Annotated in this window: 15 protein-coding genes and 1 tRNA gene; 11 read left to right on the top strand and 5 right to left on the bottom strand. The window is 65.5% G+C overall.

Annotated features, from left to right (window positions below):
- The first annotated feature begins 2 nt into the window (after nucleotides 1–2).
- Entirely contained in the window at nucleotides 3–653 is a 651-nt protein-coding gene (locus tag I7X43_RS12625) for a response regulator transcription factor (RefSeq protein ID WP_198101298.1), read from the top strand.
- Nucleotides 654–675: 22 nt separating this feature from the next.
- Here I7X43_RS12625 and I7X43_RS12620 read toward each other — a convergent pair whose 3' ends face one another.
- From I7X43_RS12620 to I7X43_RS12610, 3 genes are all read right to left on the bottom strand, one after another.
- Nucleotides 676–1,533, bottom strand: coding sequence for a substrate-binding periplasmic protein (locus I7X43_RS12620; protein WP_198101297.1), 858 nt, complete (start codon nucleotides 1,531–1,533; stop codon nucleotides 676–678).
- Between the two features lie 132 nt (nucleotides 1,534–1,665).
- Nucleotides 1,666–4,002, bottom strand: coding sequence for an alkaline phosphatase D family protein (locus I7X43_RS12615; RefSeq protein WP_198101296.1), 2,337 nt, complete (start codon nucleotides 4,000–4,002; stop codon nucleotides 1,666–1,668).
- A gap of 13 nt (nucleotides 4,003–4,015) precedes the next feature.
- On the bottom strand, nucleotides 4,016–5,503 hold the full coding sequence (locus I7X43_RS12610; protein WP_198101295.1) for an OmpP1/FadL family transporter: 1,488 nt from the start codon (nucleotides 5,501–5,503) through the stop codon (nucleotides 4,016–4,018).
- Between the two features lie 110 nt (nucleotides 5,504–5,613).
- Between I7X43_RS12610 and rsmB the strand changes: the two genes are divergently transcribed.
- From rsmB to I7X43_RS12565, 9 genes are all read left to right on the top strand, one after another.
- Entirely contained in the window at nucleotides 5,614–6,927 is a 1,314-nt protein-coding gene (gene rsmB, locus I7X43_RS12605; RefSeq protein WP_198101294.1) for a 16S rRNA (cytosine(967)-C(5))-methyltransferase RsmB, read from the top strand.
- Nucleotides 6,928–6,952: 25 nt separating this feature from the next.
- Complete coding sequence (locus tag I7X43_RS12600) at nucleotides 6,953–7,513, top strand: DUF4390 domain-containing protein (RefSeq protein ID WP_198101293.1); 561 nt, start codon at nucleotides 6,953–6,955, stop codon at nucleotides 7,511–7,513.
- Nucleotides 7,510–9,762: a sensor histidine kinase gene (locus tag I7X43_RS16590; protein WP_198101292.1), complete on the top strand. Its 2,253-nt coding sequence runs from the start codon at nucleotides 7,510–7,512 to the stop codon at nucleotides 9,760–9,762. The genes I7X43_RS12600 and I7X43_RS16590 overlap by 4 nt, the downstream gene beginning before the upstream one ends.
- 6 nt (nucleotides 9,763–9,768) lie before the next feature.
- A complete protein-coding gene (locus I7X43_RS12590) occupies nucleotides 9,769–10,476 on the top strand; it encodes a response regulator (protein WP_198101291.1) in 708 nt (235 codons plus the stop codon).
- 52 nt (nucleotides 10,477–10,528) lie between these two features.
- Nucleotides 10,529–10,604: transfer RNA gene (locus I7X43_RS12585), tRNA-Phe, on the top strand.
- Nucleotides 10,605–10,693: 89 nt separating this feature from the next.
- Nucleotides 10,694–11,494: an exodeoxyribonuclease III gene (locus I7X43_RS12580; RefSeq protein ID WP_198101290.1), complete on the top strand. Its 801-nt coding sequence runs from the start codon at nucleotides 10,694–10,696 to the stop codon at nucleotides 11,492–11,494.
- Between the two features lie 28 nt (nucleotides 11,495–11,522).
- Entirely contained in the window at nucleotides 11,523–13,238 is a 1,716-nt protein-coding gene (locus I7X43_RS12575; RefSeq protein ID WP_310737566.1) for an ATP-binding cassette domain-containing protein, read from the top strand.
- A 108-nt stretch (nucleotides 13,239–13,346) separates the two neighbouring features.
- Nucleotides 13,347–14,378 (top strand): ABC transporter substrate-binding protein, encoded by a 1,032-nt coding sequence (locus I7X43_RS12570; protein WP_198101289.1) that lies wholly within the window; start codon nucleotides 13,347–13,349, stop codon nucleotides 14,376–14,378.
- Nucleotides 14,375–16,075 carry a diguanylate cyclase domain-containing protein gene (locus I7X43_RS12565; protein ID WP_198101288.1) on the top strand — a complete coding sequence of 567 codons (1,701 nt, stop codon included), beginning with the start codon at nucleotides 14,375–14,377 and terminating at the stop codon, nucleotides 16,073–16,075. Before I7X43_RS12570 ends, I7X43_RS12565 begins: the two co-directional genes overlap by 4 nt.
- Here the strand turns inward: I7X43_RS12565 and I7X43_RS12560 are convergent.
- The gene (locus I7X43_RS12560) at nucleotides 16,072–17,370 is read right to left on the bottom strand and encodes an ABC transporter permease (RefSeq protein WP_198101287.1); all 1,299 of its coding nucleotides are present in this window, start codon (nucleotides 17,368–17,370) and stop codon (nucleotides 16,072–16,074) included. The genes I7X43_RS12565 and I7X43_RS12560 overlap by 4 nt on opposite strands.
- Nucleotides 17,367–18,326, bottom strand: a complete 960-nt coding sequence (locus I7X43_RS12555; RefSeq protein ID WP_198101286.1) for an ABC transporter ATP-binding protein — start codon at nucleotides 18,324–18,326, stop codon at nucleotides 17,367–17,369. The genes I7X43_RS12560 and I7X43_RS12555 overlap by 4 nt, the downstream gene beginning before the upstream one ends.
- A gap of 265 nt (nucleotides 18,327–18,591) precedes the next feature.
- Between I7X43_RS12555 and I7X43_RS12550 the strand changes: the two genes are divergently transcribed.
- A complete protein-coding gene (locus tag I7X43_RS12550; protein ID WP_198101285.1) occupies nucleotides 18,592–20,085 on the top strand; it encodes a peptide MFS transporter in 1,494 nt (497 codons plus the stop codon).
- Nucleotides 20,086–20,089 lie beyond the last annotated feature (4 nt).

The following is a 20,089-nucleotide window of genomic DNA, read 5'->3' as shown; positions in this document are numbered from 1 at the left end:
CGATGAGTACGAGCACGATCCGGGTCTTGCTGGTGGAAGACCAACAATTGGTGCGTGAGGGGCTCAAAGGCCTGCTGGCACTGTGTGAGGGCATTGAGTTGGTGGGGGAGGCCGAGGACGGCGTGCAGGCGCTGGCCATGATCCCCGAGTTGATGCCCGACGTGGTGCTGTCGGACATGCGCATGCCGCGGCTCGACGGCATCGGGCTGCTGCGGGCGCTGGCCGCACGCGCGCTGGCGGTGCCGGTGCTGCTGCTCACCACGTTTGACGACCGCGAAGCCTTTGACGAGGCCGTGCGGGCGGGCGCCAAGGGCTTTCTGCTCAAAGCCATCAGCATGGAGACCCTGGCCCAGGCGTTGCGCGAGGTGGCCGGAGGGGGCTTGGCCCTGCGTCCCGGCCTGACCGAGCGGGCCACGCGCCCCGGTTCCTCGGAGCGGGCGTTTGAGGGGGCCTCCGACCCCGAGCCGCTCAGCCCCAAGGAACTGCAGGTGCTGCGACTGGTGGCCAGCGGCCGCTCCAACACGGAGATTGCCGAGTTGCTGGGCAACAGCGAAGGGGTGATCAAAAACCACTGCTCGGCCATCTTTTCCAAGATGGGCGTGCGCGACCGCACGCAGGCGGTGCTGCGGGCGATTGACCTGGGCTGGATCTAAGGGCCTGAGGCCCCCTGGGGCCTCAGCGGCCTGAGTGGCCAAACACCCGCCAGGTGTGCGGGTCTTGCAGACGCAGGTGCTCGGAATCGCGCACGGCGGCGGCGGCCTGCCACAGTTGGAGGGCGAGGCTTTCATGGGTTTCCATGAAGCGATGGGAAAAGACCAAGTAGTACGGCCGCAGTTCGAGGGCCGGACTTAAGCGGCGCAGCGTTCGGCGCAGATCTGGACGCTGGGCCAGGACGGCCTCGGCTGCTTGGCCGTGGAGGGCCAGGGCGGCGACGCGTCCGCGCTGCAACATGTCCAGATTGCGCTGTACGCTGGAAGGGCCTTCCTCAAAGCGCATTTGCTTGGCGCGCAGTCGGGCCGTAATGGCGTAGCCGCGCTGGACGCCCACCCGGTCGGTGGGCAGCAGGCCGTGCAAGGTCTCACCATCCCAGTGCAAGGGGCTGTTCTGGGGAACGTACCACGCGTACTCGATGCGTCGTACGGCGCGCTCGGTGTCGGGGCGACCCGGTAAGCCAGGAAACCGTGCTTGGCCTTCCCGTTCGGGCAGGTGGCTGATGGCGAACATGGCATCTTGGTCACCCGCAGCGAGTTCGCGCAGACAGCGGCCGCCCGGTCGCAGGGCCACTTCCAACTGAATCCCGGTGCGCTGCCGGAGTTCGTCCAAGAACGCAAAGTCCAGCCCTTGCTGCACCACGCGGCCATCGGGCCCCGCCAAACGCCAGGGCGGATGGGGCTCTTCACTCACGCAGACCCGCAAAAGCTGGGCGACTGGAGCCAGTGCAGCCGAGGCCTGGGAACGGGCCAGCGCAGGGGAGCTGCTCAGCCAGACCATCAGGGCCAGGGCGCAGCGGGCGGCGGGACGTAAGACGTTCATTCGGCGCATGGACACCACCATGCCATGGTGTGGTGCTTTGCACAATCGGCGCCCCTGCCGATGTTGCGGCGGGACGCCGGAAGAAAAAAGCCCGGCCAAAGCCGGGCGGGTGCAAGGGGCTCGATCGCGAGCTCAGCTCACGATTTGAACCTCCACCTGGTTCACCGGCACCTTGACGGTCTTGGTGCTGGCCACGGCGGTGGTGGGGGCCACGCCGCCGCTGATGCGCGCCAACTTCTTGAACTGGCAGGTCAGCTCCGTCTTGGTGAGTGAGACGACTGCATAGCCCTGGGCGTCGCTGTCCACATGCTTGATCCAGGGGTTGTTGACCGTGGGGCCAGCGCCGGTCGTCGGGTTGGCGAACGGGTTCAGGCGTTTGATGACTTCCGCTGCCGGGATCATCGAAGCCGGCACGCCCATGGCGGTGGCCAGCTTTTGCTGGATCAGGCCGTACAGGGTCATCGCGGCCGCAGACTTGCTTTGCGCGGCCAGCCCGGCGATGGTCTGGGCCACGATGGTGCCCATGGTGCCGGCTTGGGTTTCATCAAAGGTGTTGATCGGGGCTGTCGACAAACCTGGGGTGGGGGCGAAAGCGGCGGCTGGCACCAGGCCTGCCGCAATGGCCCCGCCGACCGCCGCCTGAATGGCGGCGGTGTTGCTCAGGTCCGTGACTCCGGCTGCCATGGCGATGGCTGCGCTCAGCATCTGGATGGCAATGCCTTCGGCCTCGGCTTGGCTGGTGGCCACCAGGGGCTTGAGCGGGGCAAAGGCGGGCTGGCTGGCCGCGCCCAGGAAGTAGCTGAAGTTGCTGTTGCTGGACATGCCGGCGGTCACCAGGTCCACCATGGCGGGGACGGGGGTGGCGGCCTTGTAGTCGGCCATCACCACGCCGGCATAGAAGGCGTGGATGTCGCCGGTCACGGCCACCACGTTCTTCACGCCCTTGGTCAGCAGTTGCCCCATCAAGTAGCTGCGTTCCCCGTTGAAGCCATCCCATTGGTCGGCGTTGAGCACGAACTGGGTCTTGAAGGCCGCGGGGGCGGACGGAATCTTGGCGCCATCCACCGCCATCTTCAGCAGCGAGACCTCGTTGCCCCAGACCTTCCACAGCGCGGTGGACTGGGTCATGGTGTCGACCCACCACTGACGCTGGGTGCCGCCGAGCACCGACACCAGCGCCAGCGGGTCGGGCAACTTGGCGTCGCTGGCGGCCTTGAGTTTGGCGGCCTCGGTGCTGCCGAGCATGGACTCCGGCACCATGTAACGGGCGCCGATCTGGCCCACCGGTTGGCCGGTCATGGGGTTGGGGGCGGCTTCGGGGATGAGGTGGTCGGCGCGGTACAGGCGCTGATCGGTCATCACCAGGTGCATCAGCTTCCCGAACTTGAGGTCACGGTAGATGCGGATGTTGGTGATGCCTTGGGCGGGCTCGTGCGAGTAAACGATGTCCGCTGGCATGTACTCAAACCACGCCTGGCTGGCCGAGAGGCGGCGTGCAGTCTGCTGCGTGTTGTCGGCGATCTGCGTTGTGGTGTTGAAGCTGCCGTTGTCGTAGGTGCTGCGGTCGCCCCAGCAGTCGTCGCTGAACTCGTGGTCGTCCCACACGGCCACCATGGCAAAGCGCTCGTGCACCTTTTGCAGGCGCGGGTCGCTGCGGTAGCGCTTGTAGAGGTAGCGGTAGTCTGCCGTCGTGGTGGCGTACTTGCCGCCGCTGGGCAGGGACGTGCCATTGGGCAACACGAGCGCCGTGTGCGCGGCTTCGACGGCGCCGGTCTGGAAGGACTCGCCCACGGTCTCGTAGATGTAATCGCCCAGGTGAACGAGGAAGTCCACGTCTTCGGCGGCCAAGGCGTCCATGCCCGCCCAGTGGTTCACGCTCCAGTCCTGGCAGGAGAGGAAGGCAAATTTCAGGCTGGACAGGTCGGTGTCCGCCGCCGGGGCGGTCTTGAAGCGGCCGATCTTGGAGCGGCTGTCGCCGGCGGTGAACTGGTAGTAGTACACCGTGGCGGGTTTGAGACCGGTGATGCGGTGACGCACGCTGTGGTCATAAAAGGCGTAGACCGGCACATCGGCCTCGGCTTCGAACGTGCCATTCAGGGCGGTCGTGCTGCCCACCAGGCCGGCGTTGGCGCCGGCGCTGGTCACGCGCAGTTTGATGTTGAAGTTGCCCGTGGCGACACTGGCCACGTCGTCCGCCGTGCTGGGGACGATGCGGGCCCAGAGCACGGCGCCATCGGGTTTGGGGTCACCCGAGGCCACCGATTGGGGGAACTTGTAAGCGCCCGTGGCGGCCGGCGTGTCCGGCAGCGGCGTGACCGTACCGGGGAAGGTGGGCGGCAGGGGTTGAATGGGCGTGCCGGCATCGCCGCCGCCGCCACTGCAGCCGGTCAGGCCAGTCAGGGCGGAGGAGGCGGTGATCAGGGCGCCGGCTTGCAGCGCGCTGGTGCGTAGGAAATTGCGACGATCCATGGAGATCAGCCTCTTAGAACTTGTGATTGAGTTGCAGGCCGATGAAATTGGCCTTGGCGGTGTAGTTGCCGCGCACGGTGGCGTTGCTGCAGTTGCAAGGCGTTTCGCCTTCCGCGTTGTCGGTGATGTCCATCGCCGCGTCTTTGAGCTTGATCTGGCCCAGGGCCAGGTCCACGCTGGTGCTGCCGTTGAACTTCCAGTTCGCGCCCAGCGTGGCCCAGGTGCGGTGCGAGTCCGGGAGCACCGGGCTGCGCGTGTGGGCCGGCACCGGCGAGCGCTCGTTGGCCACCCCGGCACGGAGCATCAACTCGTTCGTCAGCTGCCAGTTGGCGCCCAGCGCCAGGCGCAAGGTGTCTTTCCAATGCTCGGGGCTGATGGAGTCGGGCGTGCTGCTGTCGAAATCAATGCGCAGTTGCTCCAGACGCGACTGTTTCATCCAGGTGGCGTCGGCCATTACCGCCACGGTCGGCGTGACGCGCTGGTACACCTGCAAGGACAGCGACTCGGGTGTGCGCACCCGAACCTGGGCGCCCGAATCGTTGTGGTCCAGCTTGCCCAGGCCGTCGTACGGGGCCGCGGTGATGGCGGCCAGCACCTGCGCCGGCAGCGTCGACGGTTGGGTCCAGTCGCCGCTGCCCTTCAGGGCTTGGCCGACCGACGAGCGATAGGTCACGCCAATGCGGGTCTGATCCTTGACCGGCTCCCACAAGAGCGCCAGATTGAAGCCCACACCCCAATCCTTGCCTTCCACCTTGACGGCGCCATCAAAAGCGGCATTGCCAAACACCTGAGCGGCCTGCTGTTGCAACTGCAGCGCATAGGCCTGGGCGCCCGAGGCGGCCGCTTGACGTGCGGCGGCCAGCAAGCCGAGGGCGTATGCCGTCCCATAGGGAACGGCGCGTTCAATCTTGCCTTCCATGTACTGGAACACCAGCCCGCCCGACACCGACAGGTCCTCGGTGGCTTTGTAGGCGATCGTGGGGTTCAGGGCGATGGACTTCAACTCGACATGCCGAATGTTGTAGCGGCCACCCCATTGATCGGAGTAGTCCAGCTTGGCGCCCCAGGGCACAAACATGCCGATGCCGTAGGCCAGCGAATCCGAGGCTTTGTAAGCGGCATAGAGATGCGGCACATACGCCTTGTCGGCGGGGTTCTCGGTGGCCCCGGGTTGCGACAGGGTGCGGGGCATCAAGCCACTGCCATTGGGCCCATTGAGGTAGGAGCCGGCATCGACAAAGCGCAGCTTGGGGTCGACCACGTCCAGCACGCTGGACACGTGCCAGCCGCGCTGCAAGCGCAGCAGGCCGGCGGAATTGGCGAACAGGGTGCTGGCGTCTGCGGCTTCGGCACCGTTGGCATTGGCCGTGCCTTCGGCGGCCGCGCTTTGCGTGCCGAAGCGGTAACCCGAGGCGTGGGTGACGGCAGGGCACAACAGGGTCAGGGCCGCCAGCGTCAGCCCGCTCAGCAGTGGGGTCGGGGCCTTAGAAAAAGCTCTCATCGGGAGAATCTCCGCGGAAATGGTTTTTAGCGCGGGGATTGTCGAGATCTGGCGCTGGGGAGCCGGCTCTATCTCGGCTCAGGCAAACCCTAGTTGCCTACACTGCGGCGATGCTTGCGCCCCCTTTGAATCAGTTGCTCGCCGAGGCCGCCCGGGCCTTGGCTCAGGTGCGGGCGGGCCGCAGCCTGACCGATGCCCTCGACGCCTGCCCCGGCGGCTTGCGCCCTGGGGTTCAGGCCCTGAGCTTTGCGGCGCTTCGTGCCCAAGGCCGCTGCGACGGTTTGATGCGCCGATTGATGCACCGCAAGCCGCCCGCGTGGGTCGATGCCTTGTTGCGGGTGGCCTTGACCCAACTGTTGCCGGATGCGCAGGCGTATGCGTCGCACACCCTGGTCAACCAAGCCGTGCAAGCCGCCAAGCGCGAAGCGCCGGCTCAGGCCAACTTGGTGAACGCCGTCTTGCGTCGGTTCTTGCGTGAAGGCTCGACCTTGCTGGCCGATGTGTTGACCGAACCCTTGGCCCGCCACGAGCACCCCGACTGGTGGGTTGCGCGGCTGAAACAAGACTGGCCGGCGCACTGGGAGGCGCTGCTGACCGCAGCGCAAACCGCGCCGCCGATGAGCCTGCGGGTGAATGCCCGCCAGGGCGACGCGAGAGGCTACCAAACGCGGCTGGCGGCCGATGGCTTGGTTTCTCGCCAGCTGGGGGATCGGACGCCCCAGGGGGTGGTGCTGGAGTCGCCGTGCCCGGTGACCCGCTTGCCCGGCTTCTCTGACGGGGCGGTGTCGGTGCAAGACGGTGCGGCGCAGCGGGCGGCTCCCTTGCTGGTGAATGGGGCCGGTTGTCTGCCGCCCTTGGCGCCAGGGGCACGGGTGCTCGATGCCTGTGCCGCGCCGGGGGGCAAAACGGCGCATTTGCTGGAGTTGGGGGACTGGGACCTGCTCGCCTTGGATGCGGACGCCACACGGTTGCGTCGGGTCGACGATACCCTGGCGCGCCTGGGGCTGTCAGCGGCTACTCAGGCCGTGGATGCGCGGCACGTGGATCAATGGTGGGATGGTCGGCCGTTTGATGCCATCTTGCTGGATGCCCCGTGCAGCGGCAGTGGCATCAATCGGCGGCATCCGGACGTTCGCTGGCTGCGCCGGCCCAGCGACTTGCCGGCTCTGCAGGCCACGCAAGCGGCGTTGTTGGACGCGCTGTGGCCGCGGCTCAAACCGGGGGGGCGCTTGCTCTACGCCACTTGTTCACTCTTTCGGGGGGAGGGGGCCGATCAAATCGCGGCCTTTTTGCAACGTCATGCTGATGCGCGCCTTCAAGAAGTGCCGGGACAGACCGGCCATCTCTTGGGCCTGCCAGACAATGCCGAGGCCGTGCCGACCGACGGCTTTTTCTATGCGCTGCTGATTCGCAGCGAATCCTGATCTCGTCTTGTCTCCCCTGGGCTCTGTGTCGCTGCTGCGAATCTTGCTTGCTGTGATCCTGATGGGCTGTGCCGCTTGGGCGCAGGGCCAAGGCGCGGCCAGCTTGGAATTGCTGCAACTCACGCGAGCGGACGACGGGTTCCGGGTCGCTTACTCGGTCAAGCTGGATTTGCCCCGGGCTGCTGAAGATGCTCTCAACAAGGGGGTTCCGCTTTATTTCGTGGCCGATGTCCGGGTGGCGCGCAAGCGCTGGTACTGGCGCGATGCCACGGTTGCGCGGGCCGAGCGCCAATGGCGACTCAGCTACCAGGCCCTGACGCGCCAATACCGGCTGTCCACCGGCGGTCTGAATCAGAATTTTTCAAGTTTGACCGAGGCCTTGGATGCGATTCGTCGGGCCAGTGCTTGGCCGGTGGAGTCCCGCGAGGAGCCGGAGGCGCAAGAGGTCTACACGCTGAGTTTTGGTCTGCGACTGGACACCCGCCAATTGCCCGCTCCGTTGCAGATCGGGTTGGGTAGTGATGCCGAATGGGGGGTCCGACGCGAGCGGCCGGTGCACGCTGCGGAGTTGGGGTTGGCCTCGTGACGGCGGCAGACGACTGGAACAGCGGGGTTGAAACGCCGCGGTGGCGGCGTTGGGGGTGGACGCTGAGTTTGCTGGGGGTGGCCACCGCCAGCGGCGTGTTGGCGTATTTGCTTTCCATTGGCGCCACCACCCCCAGTGGCTTTGTGGAGCGTCATCAGGCTTGGCTGTACCGCATCAACATGGGCGTCGGGGCGCTCCTGGGTGTGGTGGCGCTGGCGGCCGCCCTCCGCTTGGGCTGGCGGGTGCGTCGCGGGCGCTTTGGCAGCCACCTTTTGGGGCGCTTGGCCTTGGTGTTTGCCGCGGTCGCTGTGGGTCCTGGGGCGCTGATTTATGCGGTCTCGTACTCGTTTGTGAACCGATCGATCGAGTCGCTGTTTGATGTGCGCTTGGCCCAGGCCTTGGAAGCGGGGCTGGACCTGGGGCGAACGACCCTGGATGCGCAGGTACACGATTTGGCTCAAACCGTGCGTCAAGCCGCCCGGCAATTCAATGAATTGGGTGGCGGTGGGGCCACTTTGGCATTGGAGCGACTGCGGGAGCGGTTGGGGGCGGATCGGGTGGCGCTCTTGAACAGCCGGGGTGACGTGCTGGACGAAGCCGTGCCGCCGCAGGCGCTCTTCAGCCGCGAGCGCGTGGCGGGCAGCCTCATTCGGCAGGCTGGGGACTCGGGTTTTGTTGCGCGTCTGGAGGGGCTGGAGGACGAAGCGGCGGCCACCGAAGGGGGTGTGCACATCCGGGTGCTGGTTCGCATGCCCACATCCCTGAGCCTGAGCGACGGCGAACGCTACCTGATGGTGGTGCGCCAGCCGCCGGACAGCTTGGTGCGCAATGCGCTGGCGGTACAAGCGGCGAGTTTGGAATATCAGCGGCGCGGCCTGGAGCGGGAAGGCTTGCGCAAGATGTATTTGGGCACCCTGACCCTGGTGCTGGTGTTGGCGGTGTTTGTCGCCTTGCTGTTGGCCATCCAGCTGGGCAACCACCTGGCGCGCCCCCTCTTGTTGCTGGCCGAAGGCATGCGGCGGGTGGCGGGGGGGGATTTGACCCGCAAGCCGGTCATGAGCTCGCGGGATGAACTCGGGGGGCTGACGCGGGCTTTTGCGGACATGACTGACCAGTTGGGGGCGGCCCGGGCCGAAGTGGAGCGCAGCGTGGGGGCGCTGGACGCGGCGCGGGCGGACCTCCAAACCTTGCTCGACAACCTGACGGCGGGCGTCATTCTGTTTGACCGCGAGCACCGGGTGCGTCGCTGCAATCCGGCGGCGGAAGGGATCCTGCACCATCTGCTCACCTTGCGGGAACCCTTACCGGTGACGCTGGCGACGCTCAACGCCCTGATGTGGCCGCGCTTTGATGGCTTGGACGACGACGGGGACGACCATTGGCAGCACACGGTGGAGTTGCCCCTGGCGCCCGCTGCTTTGCCCAGTACCCTGTTGCTACGCGGTGCACGCTTGCCGCGCGGGGATTGGTTGCTGGTGTTGGATGACATCAGCGATGTGGTGTCGGCCCAGCGCAGCGCCGCTTGGGGCGAAGTGGCCCGGCGCTTGGCGCACGAGATCAAGAACCCCTTGACCCCGATCCAGTTGTCGGCCGAACGTCTGCAGCACAAGCTGGAATCCAAGCTCGAACAAGAAAACGACCGGGCCATGCTGGGGCGGGCGGTCGCCACTATCGTGAACCAAGTGCAGGCGATGAAGCAGCTGGTGAATGAGTTCCGCGATTACGCGCGGCTGCCTGCGGCTCGCCTGGAGCCCTTGGACTTGAACGCCCTGGTCAGTGAAGTCATGGCGCTCTACCCCGACGCCGTAGAAGGCCACCGCTTGCATACCGATCTGGAGCCTGGGTTGCCGCTGATGCTCGGTGATGCCACGCAGTTGCGCCAGGTGATTCACAACCTGGTGCAGAACGGCTTGGATGCAGTGAGTGAAGCCCCGGATGGGCGGGTCGTTGTAAATACGAAACAATTGACCCATGACGATGGTTCGATTCGGGCGCTGCGCCTGAGCGTGCTGGACAACGGCCCAGGCTTTTCGGAGCAAGTGCTGAGTCGAGCTTTCGAGCCTTACATCACGACCAAAAGCAAAGGAACGGGTCTGGGGCTCGCGGTGGTCAAAAAGATCGCTGACGAGCACGGGGCCCGCATTCGGTTGAGCAATCTGACTGTTTCTTCTCCCGACCCAGGCGCCAGCAAAGGCGCAGTGGTTTCCCTGACCTTTCCGAACCTTGTTGGCGCCGGGCGCGCCGTTTGATCACGCATGGCCACCATTCTTGTTGTTGATGATGAACTGGGCATTCGGGGCCTGCTGTCTGAGATTCTTTCTGACGAGGGTCATACGGTGGAGTTGGCGGAAAACGCCGCTGAAGCTCGGGCGGCTCGCGAACGCATCCGGCCGGACCTGGTGTTGCTCGACATTTGGATGCCCGATGTCGACGGCATCACCCTCTTGAAGGAATGGAGCGGCGCGGGTCTGCTCACCATGCCCGTTGTCATGATGAGTGGACACGGCACCATTGATACGGCTGTCGAAGCCACCAAACATGGGGCCATGGCCTTTCTTGAAAAGCCCATCACCCTGCAAAAGTTGTTGCGAGCCGTCGATCAAGGGCTGACCCGCAATGCACCCAAGCCACCTGCGCCGCCCGTGGTGGCGAGTTGGTCTCGGGTCGAGGGGGGCTATGCGGCGGTGGGTTTGCCCGCATCGACACCGCACGCGGTGACCTTGGGGGGCCACGCGATGCACCATGGCTTCAATGGCCCGGCGCCGGAGCAACTGTTTCAACTAGATCGGCCGCTGCGCGAAGCGCGCGACGCCTTCGAAAAAAGCTACTTTGAATTCCACTTGGCCAAAGAGAACGGCTCAATGACGCGTGTGGCGGAAAAGACGGGCCTGGAGCGAACCCACCTGTACCGCAAGCTGAAACAACTGGGTGTGGACATTGCCCGGAACAAGCGCGGGATCTAATCAGGAACTGTGCTAAAGTAGCGAGCTTTCCCGGGCTCTGCCCGATGAAAACGGCCTGGTAGCTCAGTTGGTAGAGCAGCGGATTGAAAATCCGCGTGTCGGTGGTTCGATTCCGCCCCAGGCCACCAAGCATTTCAAAAGCCCCGCCCAGTTCGCTGCGCGGGGCTTTTTCGTCTCTGGCGATACTGCGCCACTGCCCTGACTTTCCGTTACCACCATGCGATTCATTACCGCCAACCTCAACGGCGTCCGCTCGGCCGCGACCAAAGGTTTTTTCGACTGGGCACCCCAGCAAGGGGCGGATGCCATCGGGGTGCAGGAAATCAAAGCGCAGGCCGATGTTGTGGCGGGGCAGTTCGACCGCATCGACGCCTTGCAGGGCCACTTTCATTACGCCGAGAAGAAGGGATATTCCGGTGTGGGGCTCTACACGCGGGAAGAGCCCAGCGAGCTGCTCATCGGATTCGGCTCGCCCGAGTTCGATGCCGAGGGGCGCTGGGTTGAGAAGCGCTTCGACAAGCCGGGCCGCAAGCTCAGCCTGATCTCCTGCTACTTCCCCAGCGGCTCTTCGGGGGAGGAGCGACAGCAGGCCAAGTTCCGCTTCCTGGATCTGATGCACCCGCACCTGATGGCGCTCAAAGCGCAGCGTGAGTTCATCCTGGTGGGGGACATCAACATCGCCCATCGCGAGGTCGACCTGAAGAACTGGCGCAGCAATCAGAAGAATTCAGGCTTCCTGCCCGAGGAGCGCGCCTGGCTGACCCGGCTGTTTGGCACCGATGGGGAGGGCGGCGGCCTGGTGGACGTGTACCGCCAGCTGGAACCCGACACCACGGACACCTGCTACACGTGGTGGAGCAACCGGGGCCAGGCCTATGCCAACAACGTGGGGTGGCGCCTGGACTACCACTTCGCCACACCCCAGTTGGCGGGGCTGGCCCGTCGCGCGGCGATCTTCAAAGATCAGAAATTCAGCGATCACGCCCCGCTGACCATTGACTACGACTTCGACCTGTGAGGGCGGACGGGCCTGCTAGCCTTGGCGGGTGACATCCAAACCTAACCTGCCCCCGCCCGCGCCGGCCGACACGGCGCCGGGCTTCAATGCGCGGCTTCTGCGTCGCTTCATGTCCATCGCGCGGCCATTTTGGTGGGACCGTGACGAGCGGGGCCCGGCGCTGGGCTTGCTGGTGCTGTTGATGGGCTTGTTGCTGGGCCAGACGGCCTTCAACGTGCTCTTCAATCAAGAGACCGGCGAGTTCACGTCGGCCCTGGCCGCTCGGGACCCCGCCCGATTTTGGTCGGCCATTGGGCGCTTTGTGTGGTTGCTGGCGATGGCGGTTCCCATCTACGCCTGCTACTACTTCGTTCGGGATACCTTGGCGCTGCGCTGGCGCCGCTGGCTTACGGCCCAGTTTCTGGACCGCTACCTCGCGCACCGGGCGTACTACCACCTGAACGCCGAAGGCGCTCTGGACAACCCAGACCAACGCATTGCGGATGACATCCATGCGTTCACCGGACAGTCGCTCTACTTCTCGATGATCGTGCTGGGGGCCGGGATTCAAATGGTCGCCTTTGCGGGTGTGCTGTGGGGCATTGCCCCGGTACTGATCTATGTGCTGGTGGGCTACGCGGTGGTGAGCACCCTCTTCACCACCCGCCTCTTCGGGCGCCACCTCATTCCGCTGAATTTCACCCAACTGCAGCGCGAAGCGGATTTCCGCTTCGGTTTGGTGCGCTTGCGAGAGCATGCCGAATCCGTGGCCCTGCACGACGGGGAGGCGCGTGAACGTCAAGGTCTGTGGGCGCGGTTTTTGGCTGCGTTTGACAACATGCGTCGGGTGCTTCGATGGCAGCTGGGCCTGAATCTCTTCCAGTATGGGCACAGCTTTTTGACCTTGGTGTTGCCCAGCGTCGTGGTGGCGGCGGATGTGCTGGAAGGTCGCTTGGAGGTGGGGCGAGCGGTGCAGGCGGCGGGGGCGTTTGGGGCGATCCTCAGTGCACTCACCTTGATCGTGGAGCACTTCGAAGGACTCAGCCGGTTTTCCGCCGGGATCGAGCGGCTGCACGCGTTTCGCAACACCTTGGATCAACCCTCAGACCAACAGGGCATCCGGACGGCGGCGGCCAGCGAGTTGTCGGTTCAGGGACTCAGTGTGTGGACACCCGGTCGGGAGCAGTGTTTGTTGCGCGATCTCACCTTTCAGGTTCAGCCGGGACAGGGCTTGTTGATCTCCGGGGCGAGCGGCAGCGGGAAAAGCTCTTTGCTGCGCGTGCTGGCCGGGTTGTGGACCGAGGGCGAGGGGCGGGTGCTTCGTCCGGCAGGGGCCGAGATGCTGTTTTTGCCTCAGCAGCCCTACCTGCCCTTGGGCACCTTGCGCGAACAGTTGCTGTATCCCCAACCCGAGCGCGGCGTGTCTGACGCCGAGCTGCAGGACTGGTTGGCCCGCGTGCAGTTGGGCGACTTGCCTGAACGGGTGGGGGGATGGAGTGCTGTGCGAGACTGGGGAAAGCAGTTGTCGATTGGCGAGCAGCAGCGGCTGGCCTTCGTGCGGGCCTTGCTGCGCCGGCCACGTTACCTGCTACTCGATGAGGCCACGAGCGCCCTGGATGCCGATAACGAGCAGCGGCTTTACGCGCTGCTCGCGCCCCTGTCCATCACGCCCGTCAGCGTCAGTCATCACCCGGCGTTGACGGTCTTTCACCGCCACCAACTCACGTTGACGGGGGCCGGCGCTTGGCGCTGGGCCCCGCTGTGACAGGGGTTGAACGCATGGGCTAAATGCCACACCGGGCTTGGCGTGGGCCGGTGGCCGCGGCAAGATGGGGCGATGACTGGGGCGGTACCCCAGGGGGAAAGGGACTGCATGCAGCGTCGCCATGTTTTGGCCGCATCCTTGGGGGTGGTGGGCGCCGCCCAGGCCAAGGGAACGGCGGCGCTGCGCGTGCTGGCCTGGCCGGGGTACGCCGAGCCCGAAGTGGTTCGGGCCTTTGAGGCGAAGTACCCGGTCAAGGTGGAGCTCACGGTGATCGACACCGACGAGGGGCTCTGGCAGCGGCTTGCCGCTCGCCAGGGGGGTGAGTTCGATGTGGTGTCGCTGAACATCGCGGAATTGAACCGGGCGGTGCGCGCGGGTTTGCTGCAGCCCGTGGACTCGGTGTCGGTACCCACCATCCGGCGTCAGCTCCCGCGCTTTCAGCGAGCCGAGGACATCCCGGGGCTGAAACACGCAGGCCGTCGTTTCGGCGTGCCGTTCACCTATTCCACCATGGGGCTGATCTACGACAAGCGGCAACTGAGCGAGCCGCCTCGTAGTTTGCAGGTCCTGTGGGACCCGCGCTGGCAGGGCAAAGTCGTGGGGTACGAAGGCGGCAGTCACAACGTCTCCATTGCGGCCCAGGTGTTGGGGCTGTCCTCCCCGTTTCAGGTGCCGGCTGAGGCCTGGCCCCAGGTGGCGGAGCGGCTGATTGCGCTGCGTCGCAATGTGCTTGGGTTTTACGGACAGCCTGACGAATCGGTGGCCTTGTTCCTGCGGCACGGCGCCGCCCTGATGTTTGCCAATTACGGCACTCAGCAATTGCGACTGCTGGAGCAAGCCGGCGCTGCGGTGGGGTACGCCTTTCCCCGCGAAGGCACGCTGGCCTGGTTGGACTGCTGGGCCATTTCACGGGGCAGCGCGGATGTGCCCATGGCCCATGCCTGGATCGATCACGTGCTCGGGGATTTGGCCAGCGATCTGTTGGTGCAACGCCAAGGCTTGGCCAACACCCGGCGAGCGGGCGATGCGCCGGACCCCCGTTTGCTTTGGCTGGAACCCGTCGAGGACGCCGCCCGCCGGGAGCGGCTCTGGGCGCGGGTCATCGCGGGGGATTCGCTCAACAAGGTGCTGAGCGCATGAAGCTGGGGCTCACCGGCCGGCTTGGCGTGGTCATGGCCTTCGTGGGGGTGCTGGCCGCGGGTCTCACGGGCTACTACGGCTACGTGCACAGCCGCCGATTGGTGCTGGAGGCAGCAGAACAGCGGTTGGCGACGGCGACGCGTGTGCTGGCGCGGCAGGTCTCGGTCGGGCTGAAGGCGGTGGCCGCCGATGTGCTCCTGATGGCCGAACACCCGGTGGCTGCCCAACTCTTGATGCGCACCGAACCCCAGTACTTGGAGCGCGCCCAGCTCAACACGGGGCTTTTGTTTGAGCGGATGCTGCTGACGCACCCCGAGTACTTCCAGATGCGCTTAATTGATGCCCAATCGCATGGTGTGGAGCGGGTGCGGGTGGACCGCAGCGGGGGGACGGTTCATGGGGTGGCGGCTGACGACCTGCAAGAGAAAGGCCACACGATCTACGTTCGTGAAGCTCTGCGCTTGCCGCGTGGGGCGGTCTACGTGTCGCCCGTCGTGTTGAACCGGGACGTCGGGGCGGCGGCCGAACAAGGGCAACCGTCGATCCAGGTGGCCGCACCGGTGGTGGATGTTCGGGGGGTGACCCGCGGCGTGATGGTGGTCAGCGTCGATCTCAAGGGGCTGTTCACCCAACTCGCCGCCGATCTGCCGCGCGGTTTGGATTTGTATTTGCTCAATGGGGCCGGTGACTACTTGATTCACCCCGACACCACCAAGGTTTTCGCCTTTGAACGTGGCCAGCGCGCCAATGCGGTGGATGACTATCCCGACGTGGCCAATCTGCTGCGCGAAGGGGCGGCCCAGGCCCGCGAGCAGGGCAGCCAAACCGCCACCGGATTGGCTGCCTTTGTGCGTCAGCCCACACCCGAGCTGCATCAAGACGCTCCGTTCATCATTGGTCTTTCGCAGTCGCTGGATGAGGTCCTGGAGCAGGCCCAGCACCTGCGCGACGTCATCGGTCGGGTGGTGATTGGCTTCAGCCTGTTCGCCGTGCTGCTGGCGGTGATGTTGGCGCGCGCGTGGACCCAGCCGTTGAAGCAGATCTTGCGCGCCGTGCGGGGCGTGACCGCCGGCAACACCCTGGCCTTGCCCACGGGGCGCCGGGATGAATTCGGTGTGCTGGCGCGGGCCGTGGTGGATATGCAGCGGCAAATTGGCGCCCAAATGGAGGCCTTGCGCGCCAAGCAGGACGAACTCAACCTCTTGGCCAGCAGCGACGCGTTGACGGGCCTGGTCAACCGCCGTGTGTTCATGGATCGACTGGAGCACGCCTTGGTGCAGGCACGGCGGCATCACCAGGCCTTGGGATTGCTGTTCATCGATTTGGATGGATTCAAGGCCATCAACGATCAGCACGGGCATGCCGCGGGTGACGCGGTGTTGCAGACGGTGGCGCGGCGGCTGACGGGTTTGGTGCGGGAGGCCGACACGGTGGCCCGGCTTGGCGGGGATGAATTCGTCATCCTGGTGGACGGCGAGGTCGACGGCATGAGCCTGGAGTTGGTGCAATCCAAAGTTCAGGCGGTGCTGGATCAGCCGGTGGCCTTTGCGGGCTTGGACCTGCCGCTGGGCGCGAGCATTGGCGAGGCCCTGTACCCGCTCAACGGGGAATCGCCGGGCGACCTGCTGGCGGCCGCCGATGGAGCCATGTACCGGGCAAAACAGGTTCGCAAGACGCAAACAGCGGGCCCTGCTTAGGCCTCCTCCCAGTCGAAGCGCCACCAGGCCACGACCGCCATCAGGGTGCTGAAGCCCAGCAAGACGCCCACCACCGGCCACGCCGCGTCGAGACCCTGCCCTCGCCATGTCATGGCATCCAAACCGTCGACCGCCCAGCGCGTGGGCGTGAGCAGCGTGACGGTTTGCATCCAGTCGGGAAAGACAACGCTCGGCACCCACGCGCCGCCCAACATCACCAGCAGCAGGGTGGCCAAGATGGCCAGGCCTCGTGTCGCTTCGGGGCTGCGGCCCAGTGCGGCAACCATCAGGCCAAAGCTCGCCGTCAGCAGCGAAAAGGCCACAAGAATCAAGCCGAAACCCAGCCCACTGCCTTGGATGCGGACGCCAAACACGGCGATTCCCACGGCCATGATGACGACAAAAGTTCCCAAGGCAATCAGGGCCGTGCTCAGCAGGCGACTGCCCAGCAGCAGCCCTCGCGACAGCGGCGCCGCACGCAGACGTTTCCAGAGGTCCTGCCGGCGCATGAGCAGCAAACCCACGGCCAAATCCACGCCCAACATGAGGATGAATTGAACGCCCATGCCGGCGAAGGCGTGCGCGTAGCCGTTGTAGCCGCGTCCTGCCCCATCGGCCACCGCTTCGCGATCCTGCAGACTGAAGGGCGGGCGCAGGCCCCCGCCCCCGAGCACCGAATTGGGGGCAGCCGATGCGGCGGTGTGGCGAGCCTGCAGCTGGGCGGCGCTGTCCATCAGCCGCTGCCAGTCGGTTCGGTCTTCGGCGGCCATCCGCGGGTCGCGGCTGAGCGCGTCGCGCAAACGGAGCCAGGAGGCGCTTTGGGTGTCCAGAGCCACACGACTCACTTCCGCCATCAGGTGCTGGGTGAGTACGCCTTTCACCAGCGCCAAGGTCGCTCCCTGTGAAGGATCGCTGTAGCAGGTGATCTGCGGGGGCGCGGCCGCGCCAAAGAGGGCTCTCACGGTGTGCGACTCGAAGTCGGGCGGGAGTACCAGGGCGGCCCGCAACTTGCCTTCTTGAACCCGCTTGCGCGCGTCCGCTTCGCTGAGGGGTTCCAGCTGAATGTGGGGGTCCTGGGCCAGCACCAGCGCTACCCGTCGGCTCAAGGGGCTGGGGTCCGGGTCCACCCAGCCCACTGGCACGCGGCTGGGCGCTGAATTGGCGCCACTGCCCCCAAACAAACTGCCGAAAAACGCAGCGATCAAGATGGGCGCAAGCAAGCCAATGAGCAGCGCTCTGCGGTTACCCAGGTACTGCAGCAAGTCCTTGTGAACCAGGGCGAAGAAAGCGTTCATGCGGCGGCTCCCGGATCGCGCAATTGACGACCCGTGAGGGTCAGGAACACATCTTCCAGGCTGGCCCGGCCGCTGTGTAGGTTGATCACGGCAACGCCATGGGCCGTCAGCGCGGGGAGCAATGCGGCCAGACCTCGCGTCAGGTCAGCCATCGCCAGGCACAGTTGTGGCCCTCGGGTCGTCAGTGAGGCGCCCGAGGGGAGGGCGTCATGCAGAGCCTGAAGCGCGTTGCCCGCCAGCGGCTCACTCAGGGTCAGGGAGACCTTTTGGGCGGCGGGCAGGCGGGCGAGAAGCTCGTGGAGCGTGCCTTCGGCCACGATATGTCCATGGTCCACGATGACGATCCGGTCCGCCAAACGCTCGGCCTCCTCCATGTAGTGCGTGGTGTAGACCACCGCCTTGCCGCTGCGCTTCAGCTGTTCGATCAGTTCAAAAATCGCCTGACGGCTCTGCGGATCCACGCCGGCAGTGGGCTCGTCCAGAAGCAGGAGTTCCGGTTCGTGCATCAGCGCGCAGGCGATGTTCAGCCGGCGCTTCATGCCGCCGCTGAAGGCGGCCGGCTTGTCGCTCACCCGGTCGGCCAACCCGACTTGCGCGAGCACGACGTCTGCGCGATTGCGGGCGGTTGGGCGGTCCAGGCCATACAGCGCGCCAAAGAGCATCAAGTTGGTGCGCGCCGGCAGATCCTCAAAGAGCGCGAGATCTTGGGGCACCAGCCCAATGCGCCGTTTCGCCGCGTCGGGGGTCGTGACCAGGTCGACACCCGCGATGCGAATGGAGCCGGAATCGGGCGGCAACAAACCGCTGATCATGCCAATCGTGCTGGACTTGCCGGCCCCATTGGGCCCGAGCAGCGCCAGCAGTTCGCCGGGGCGAACCGTCAGACTCAGGTTCTGGACCGCTGGGCGGTTGCCGTAGTTCTTGCACAGATGCTGAGCGTGCAGCACGGGGTTCATGCGGGGCTCCATGAGGGGGAAGCGGCATGGTGTCGCCGCGCGGTTGGGCCCGCGACCCGCGTGCGACCAACGGGTGTGGACGGGCGCCGATGGGGTTAGGAGACGCCCGCCGGTGGCGGCCCCAGGCGCCGACCGCTCGTTTGAAGGGGGGGTGATAACCCTAGGTAGTCCTGGGGTGGACCCGAGGACCTGGGGTGGGGCGGAGCCGCCACAATCCGGCCCCGCAGCCCGCCCCTGAGCGGGCCGCGTCGCATTTGGAGAGTTCATGTCCACCACCACTGTGCCCGTCGGCGCCCAATCGGGCGACGCCGCGAATGAGACCCGCCAACCCGCGGGCATCAAAGTTCTGTTTTTTGCCGAGATGTGGGAGCGCTTCAGCTACTACGGCATGCGCGCCCTGTTGGTGCTGTATCTCGTCAATGCCCTGGGCTACAGCCGCGATAACGCGTTGGCCCTTTACGGCATCTACACCGGCTTGGTCTATCTGACGCCGCTGATCGGCGGCGCCGTGGCCGACCGCATTCTGGGCAAGCGCCGCGCAGCCGTAATCGGCGGCACGGTGATGATGCTGGGCCACTTTGCGATGGCTTTTGAGCCGCTGTTGCACGTGGCGCTGGGTCTTTTGATTGTGGGCAATGGCTTCTTCAAGCCCAACACCACCTCCATGGTGGGCGAGCTGTACGAGCGCGAGGACGATCCCCGTCGCGCCGGCGGCTATTCCATCTTCTACATGGGCATCAACCTGGGGGCGTTCTTTTCGCCCTTGGTGGCCGGCACCCTGGGGGAAAAGCTGGGCTGGCACTGGGGCTTTGGTGCCGCGGGTGTGGGCATGGCCATCGGCCTGGCGCAGTTCCTGTGGCAACAAAAGGACTTGGGCCGCTCGGGCCTGATGCCGCACCAGGAGCCCGTGGGCATGAAGGACCTGCCGCAGATTCTGCTGTGGAGTGGCGGCTCCTTGCTGTTTGTCGTTGGCGCCTTGCAGGCTTGGCGACTGGTGGGCCCGATCTATGGCCAACTGCCGGTGATTGGCCAAATTCTGTTGGCCGTCGCGGTCATCGGGGGCGCCATCTTCTGGATCATCAAGCCGGACGCCAAGAGCGAAGGCCATGAGCCCCTGACCCGTGCCGAGTGGGGCCGCGTGATCAGCATCATTATCGTGATGGTGTTTGTGATTGCCTTCTGGACCGGCTTCGAGCAGGCCGGTGGCACGATGGCGCTGTTTGCCGACCAAAACACCGACCGCATGATGGGCAGCTTTGAAGTGCCCGCGTCGTGGTTCCAGTCCATCAACCCGCTGGTGATCGTGGCCCTGGCGCCGCTCTTCGCCATGCTGTGGACGCGCCTGGATCAAAGCCGCTATCGCTTGGGTGACACCCTGAAGCAGGCCTTGGGCATGGTCGTGCTGGGCTTGGGCTTTGTCGTGATGGCCATGGCGCAGTCGCAAGCCGACGCCGGCGCCAAGGTGGGCATGCAGTGGTTGGCCATCGTGTTCTTTATCCACACCGTGGGTGAGCTGATGTTGTCGCCGGTGGGCCTGTCGATGGTCTCGCGCGTGGCGCCGGCCAAGGTGGTGGCGCTGATGATGGGCGTGTGGTTCCTCTCCAGCGCGGCCGCCAACACCCTGGCGGGCTTCATGGAGCAGATGCTGCACGGCAGCGGCATTTCGCTGTACCCCTTCCTGGCTGCGTTCGCGATTGGTGCCGGCGTGCTGTTGGCGCTGATCAGCCGGCCGCTCGAAAAAGCCATGCACGCCAAGTGAGCGT

Source organism: Inhella gelatinilytica (assembly GCF_016093295.1).
Lineage (GTDB): Bacteria > Pseudomonadota > Gammaproteobacteria > Burkholderiales > Burkholderiaceae_C > Inhella > Inhella gelatinilytica.
The sequence above is the reverse complement of the archived record's forward strand: the minus strand, read 5'-3'. Positions and strand labels throughout refer to the sequence as shown.

Coding starts and splice junctions, on each gene's coding strand:
- I7X43_RS12590 (WP_198101291.1), top strand. CDS start 9,769: ATGGCCACCATTCTTGTTGTTGATGATGAACTGGGCATTCGGGGCCTG.
- I7X43_RS12580 (WP_198101290.1), top strand. CDS start 10,694: ATGCGATTCATTACCGCCAACCTCAACGGCGTCCGCTCGGCCGCGACC.
- rsmB (WP_198101294.1), top strand. CDS start 5,614: ATGCTTGCGCCCCCTTTGAATCAGTTGCTCGCCGAGGCCGCCCGGGCC.
- I7X43_RS12625 (WP_198101298.1), top strand. CDS start 3: ATGAGTACGAGCACGATCCGGGTCTTGCTGGTGGAAGACCAACAATTG.
- I7X43_RS12620 (WP_198101297.1), bottom strand. CDS start 1,533: ATGAACGTCTTACGTCCCGCCGCCCGCTGCGCCCTGGCCCTGATGGTC.
- I7X43_RS12615 (WP_198101296.1), bottom strand. CDS start 4,002: ATGGATCGTCGCAATTTCCTACGCACCAGCGCGCTGCAAGCCGGCGCC.
- I7X43_RS12570 (WP_198101289.1), top strand. CDS start 13,347: ATGCAGCGTCGCCATGTTTTGGCCGCATCCTTGGGGGTGGTGGGCGCC.
- I7X43_RS12555 (WP_198101286.1), bottom strand. CDS start 18,326: ATGAACCCCGTGCTGCACGCTCAGCATCTGTGCAAGAACTACGGCAAC.
- I7X43_RS12610 (WP_198101295.1), bottom strand. CDS start 5,503: ATGAGAGCTTTTTCTAAGGCCCCGACCCCACTGCTGAGCGGGCTGACG.
- I7X43_RS12560 (WP_198101287.1), bottom strand. CDS start 17,370: ATGAACGCTTTCTTCGCCCTGGTTCACAAGGACTTGCTGCAGTACCTG.
- I7X43_RS12550 (WP_198101285.1), top strand. CDS start 18,592: ATGTCCACCACCACTGTGCCCGTCGGCGCCCAATCGGGCGACGCCGCG.
- I7X43_RS12565 (WP_198101288.1), top strand. CDS start 14,375: ATGAAGCTGGGGCTCACCGGCCGGCTTGGCGTGGTCATGGCCTTCGTG.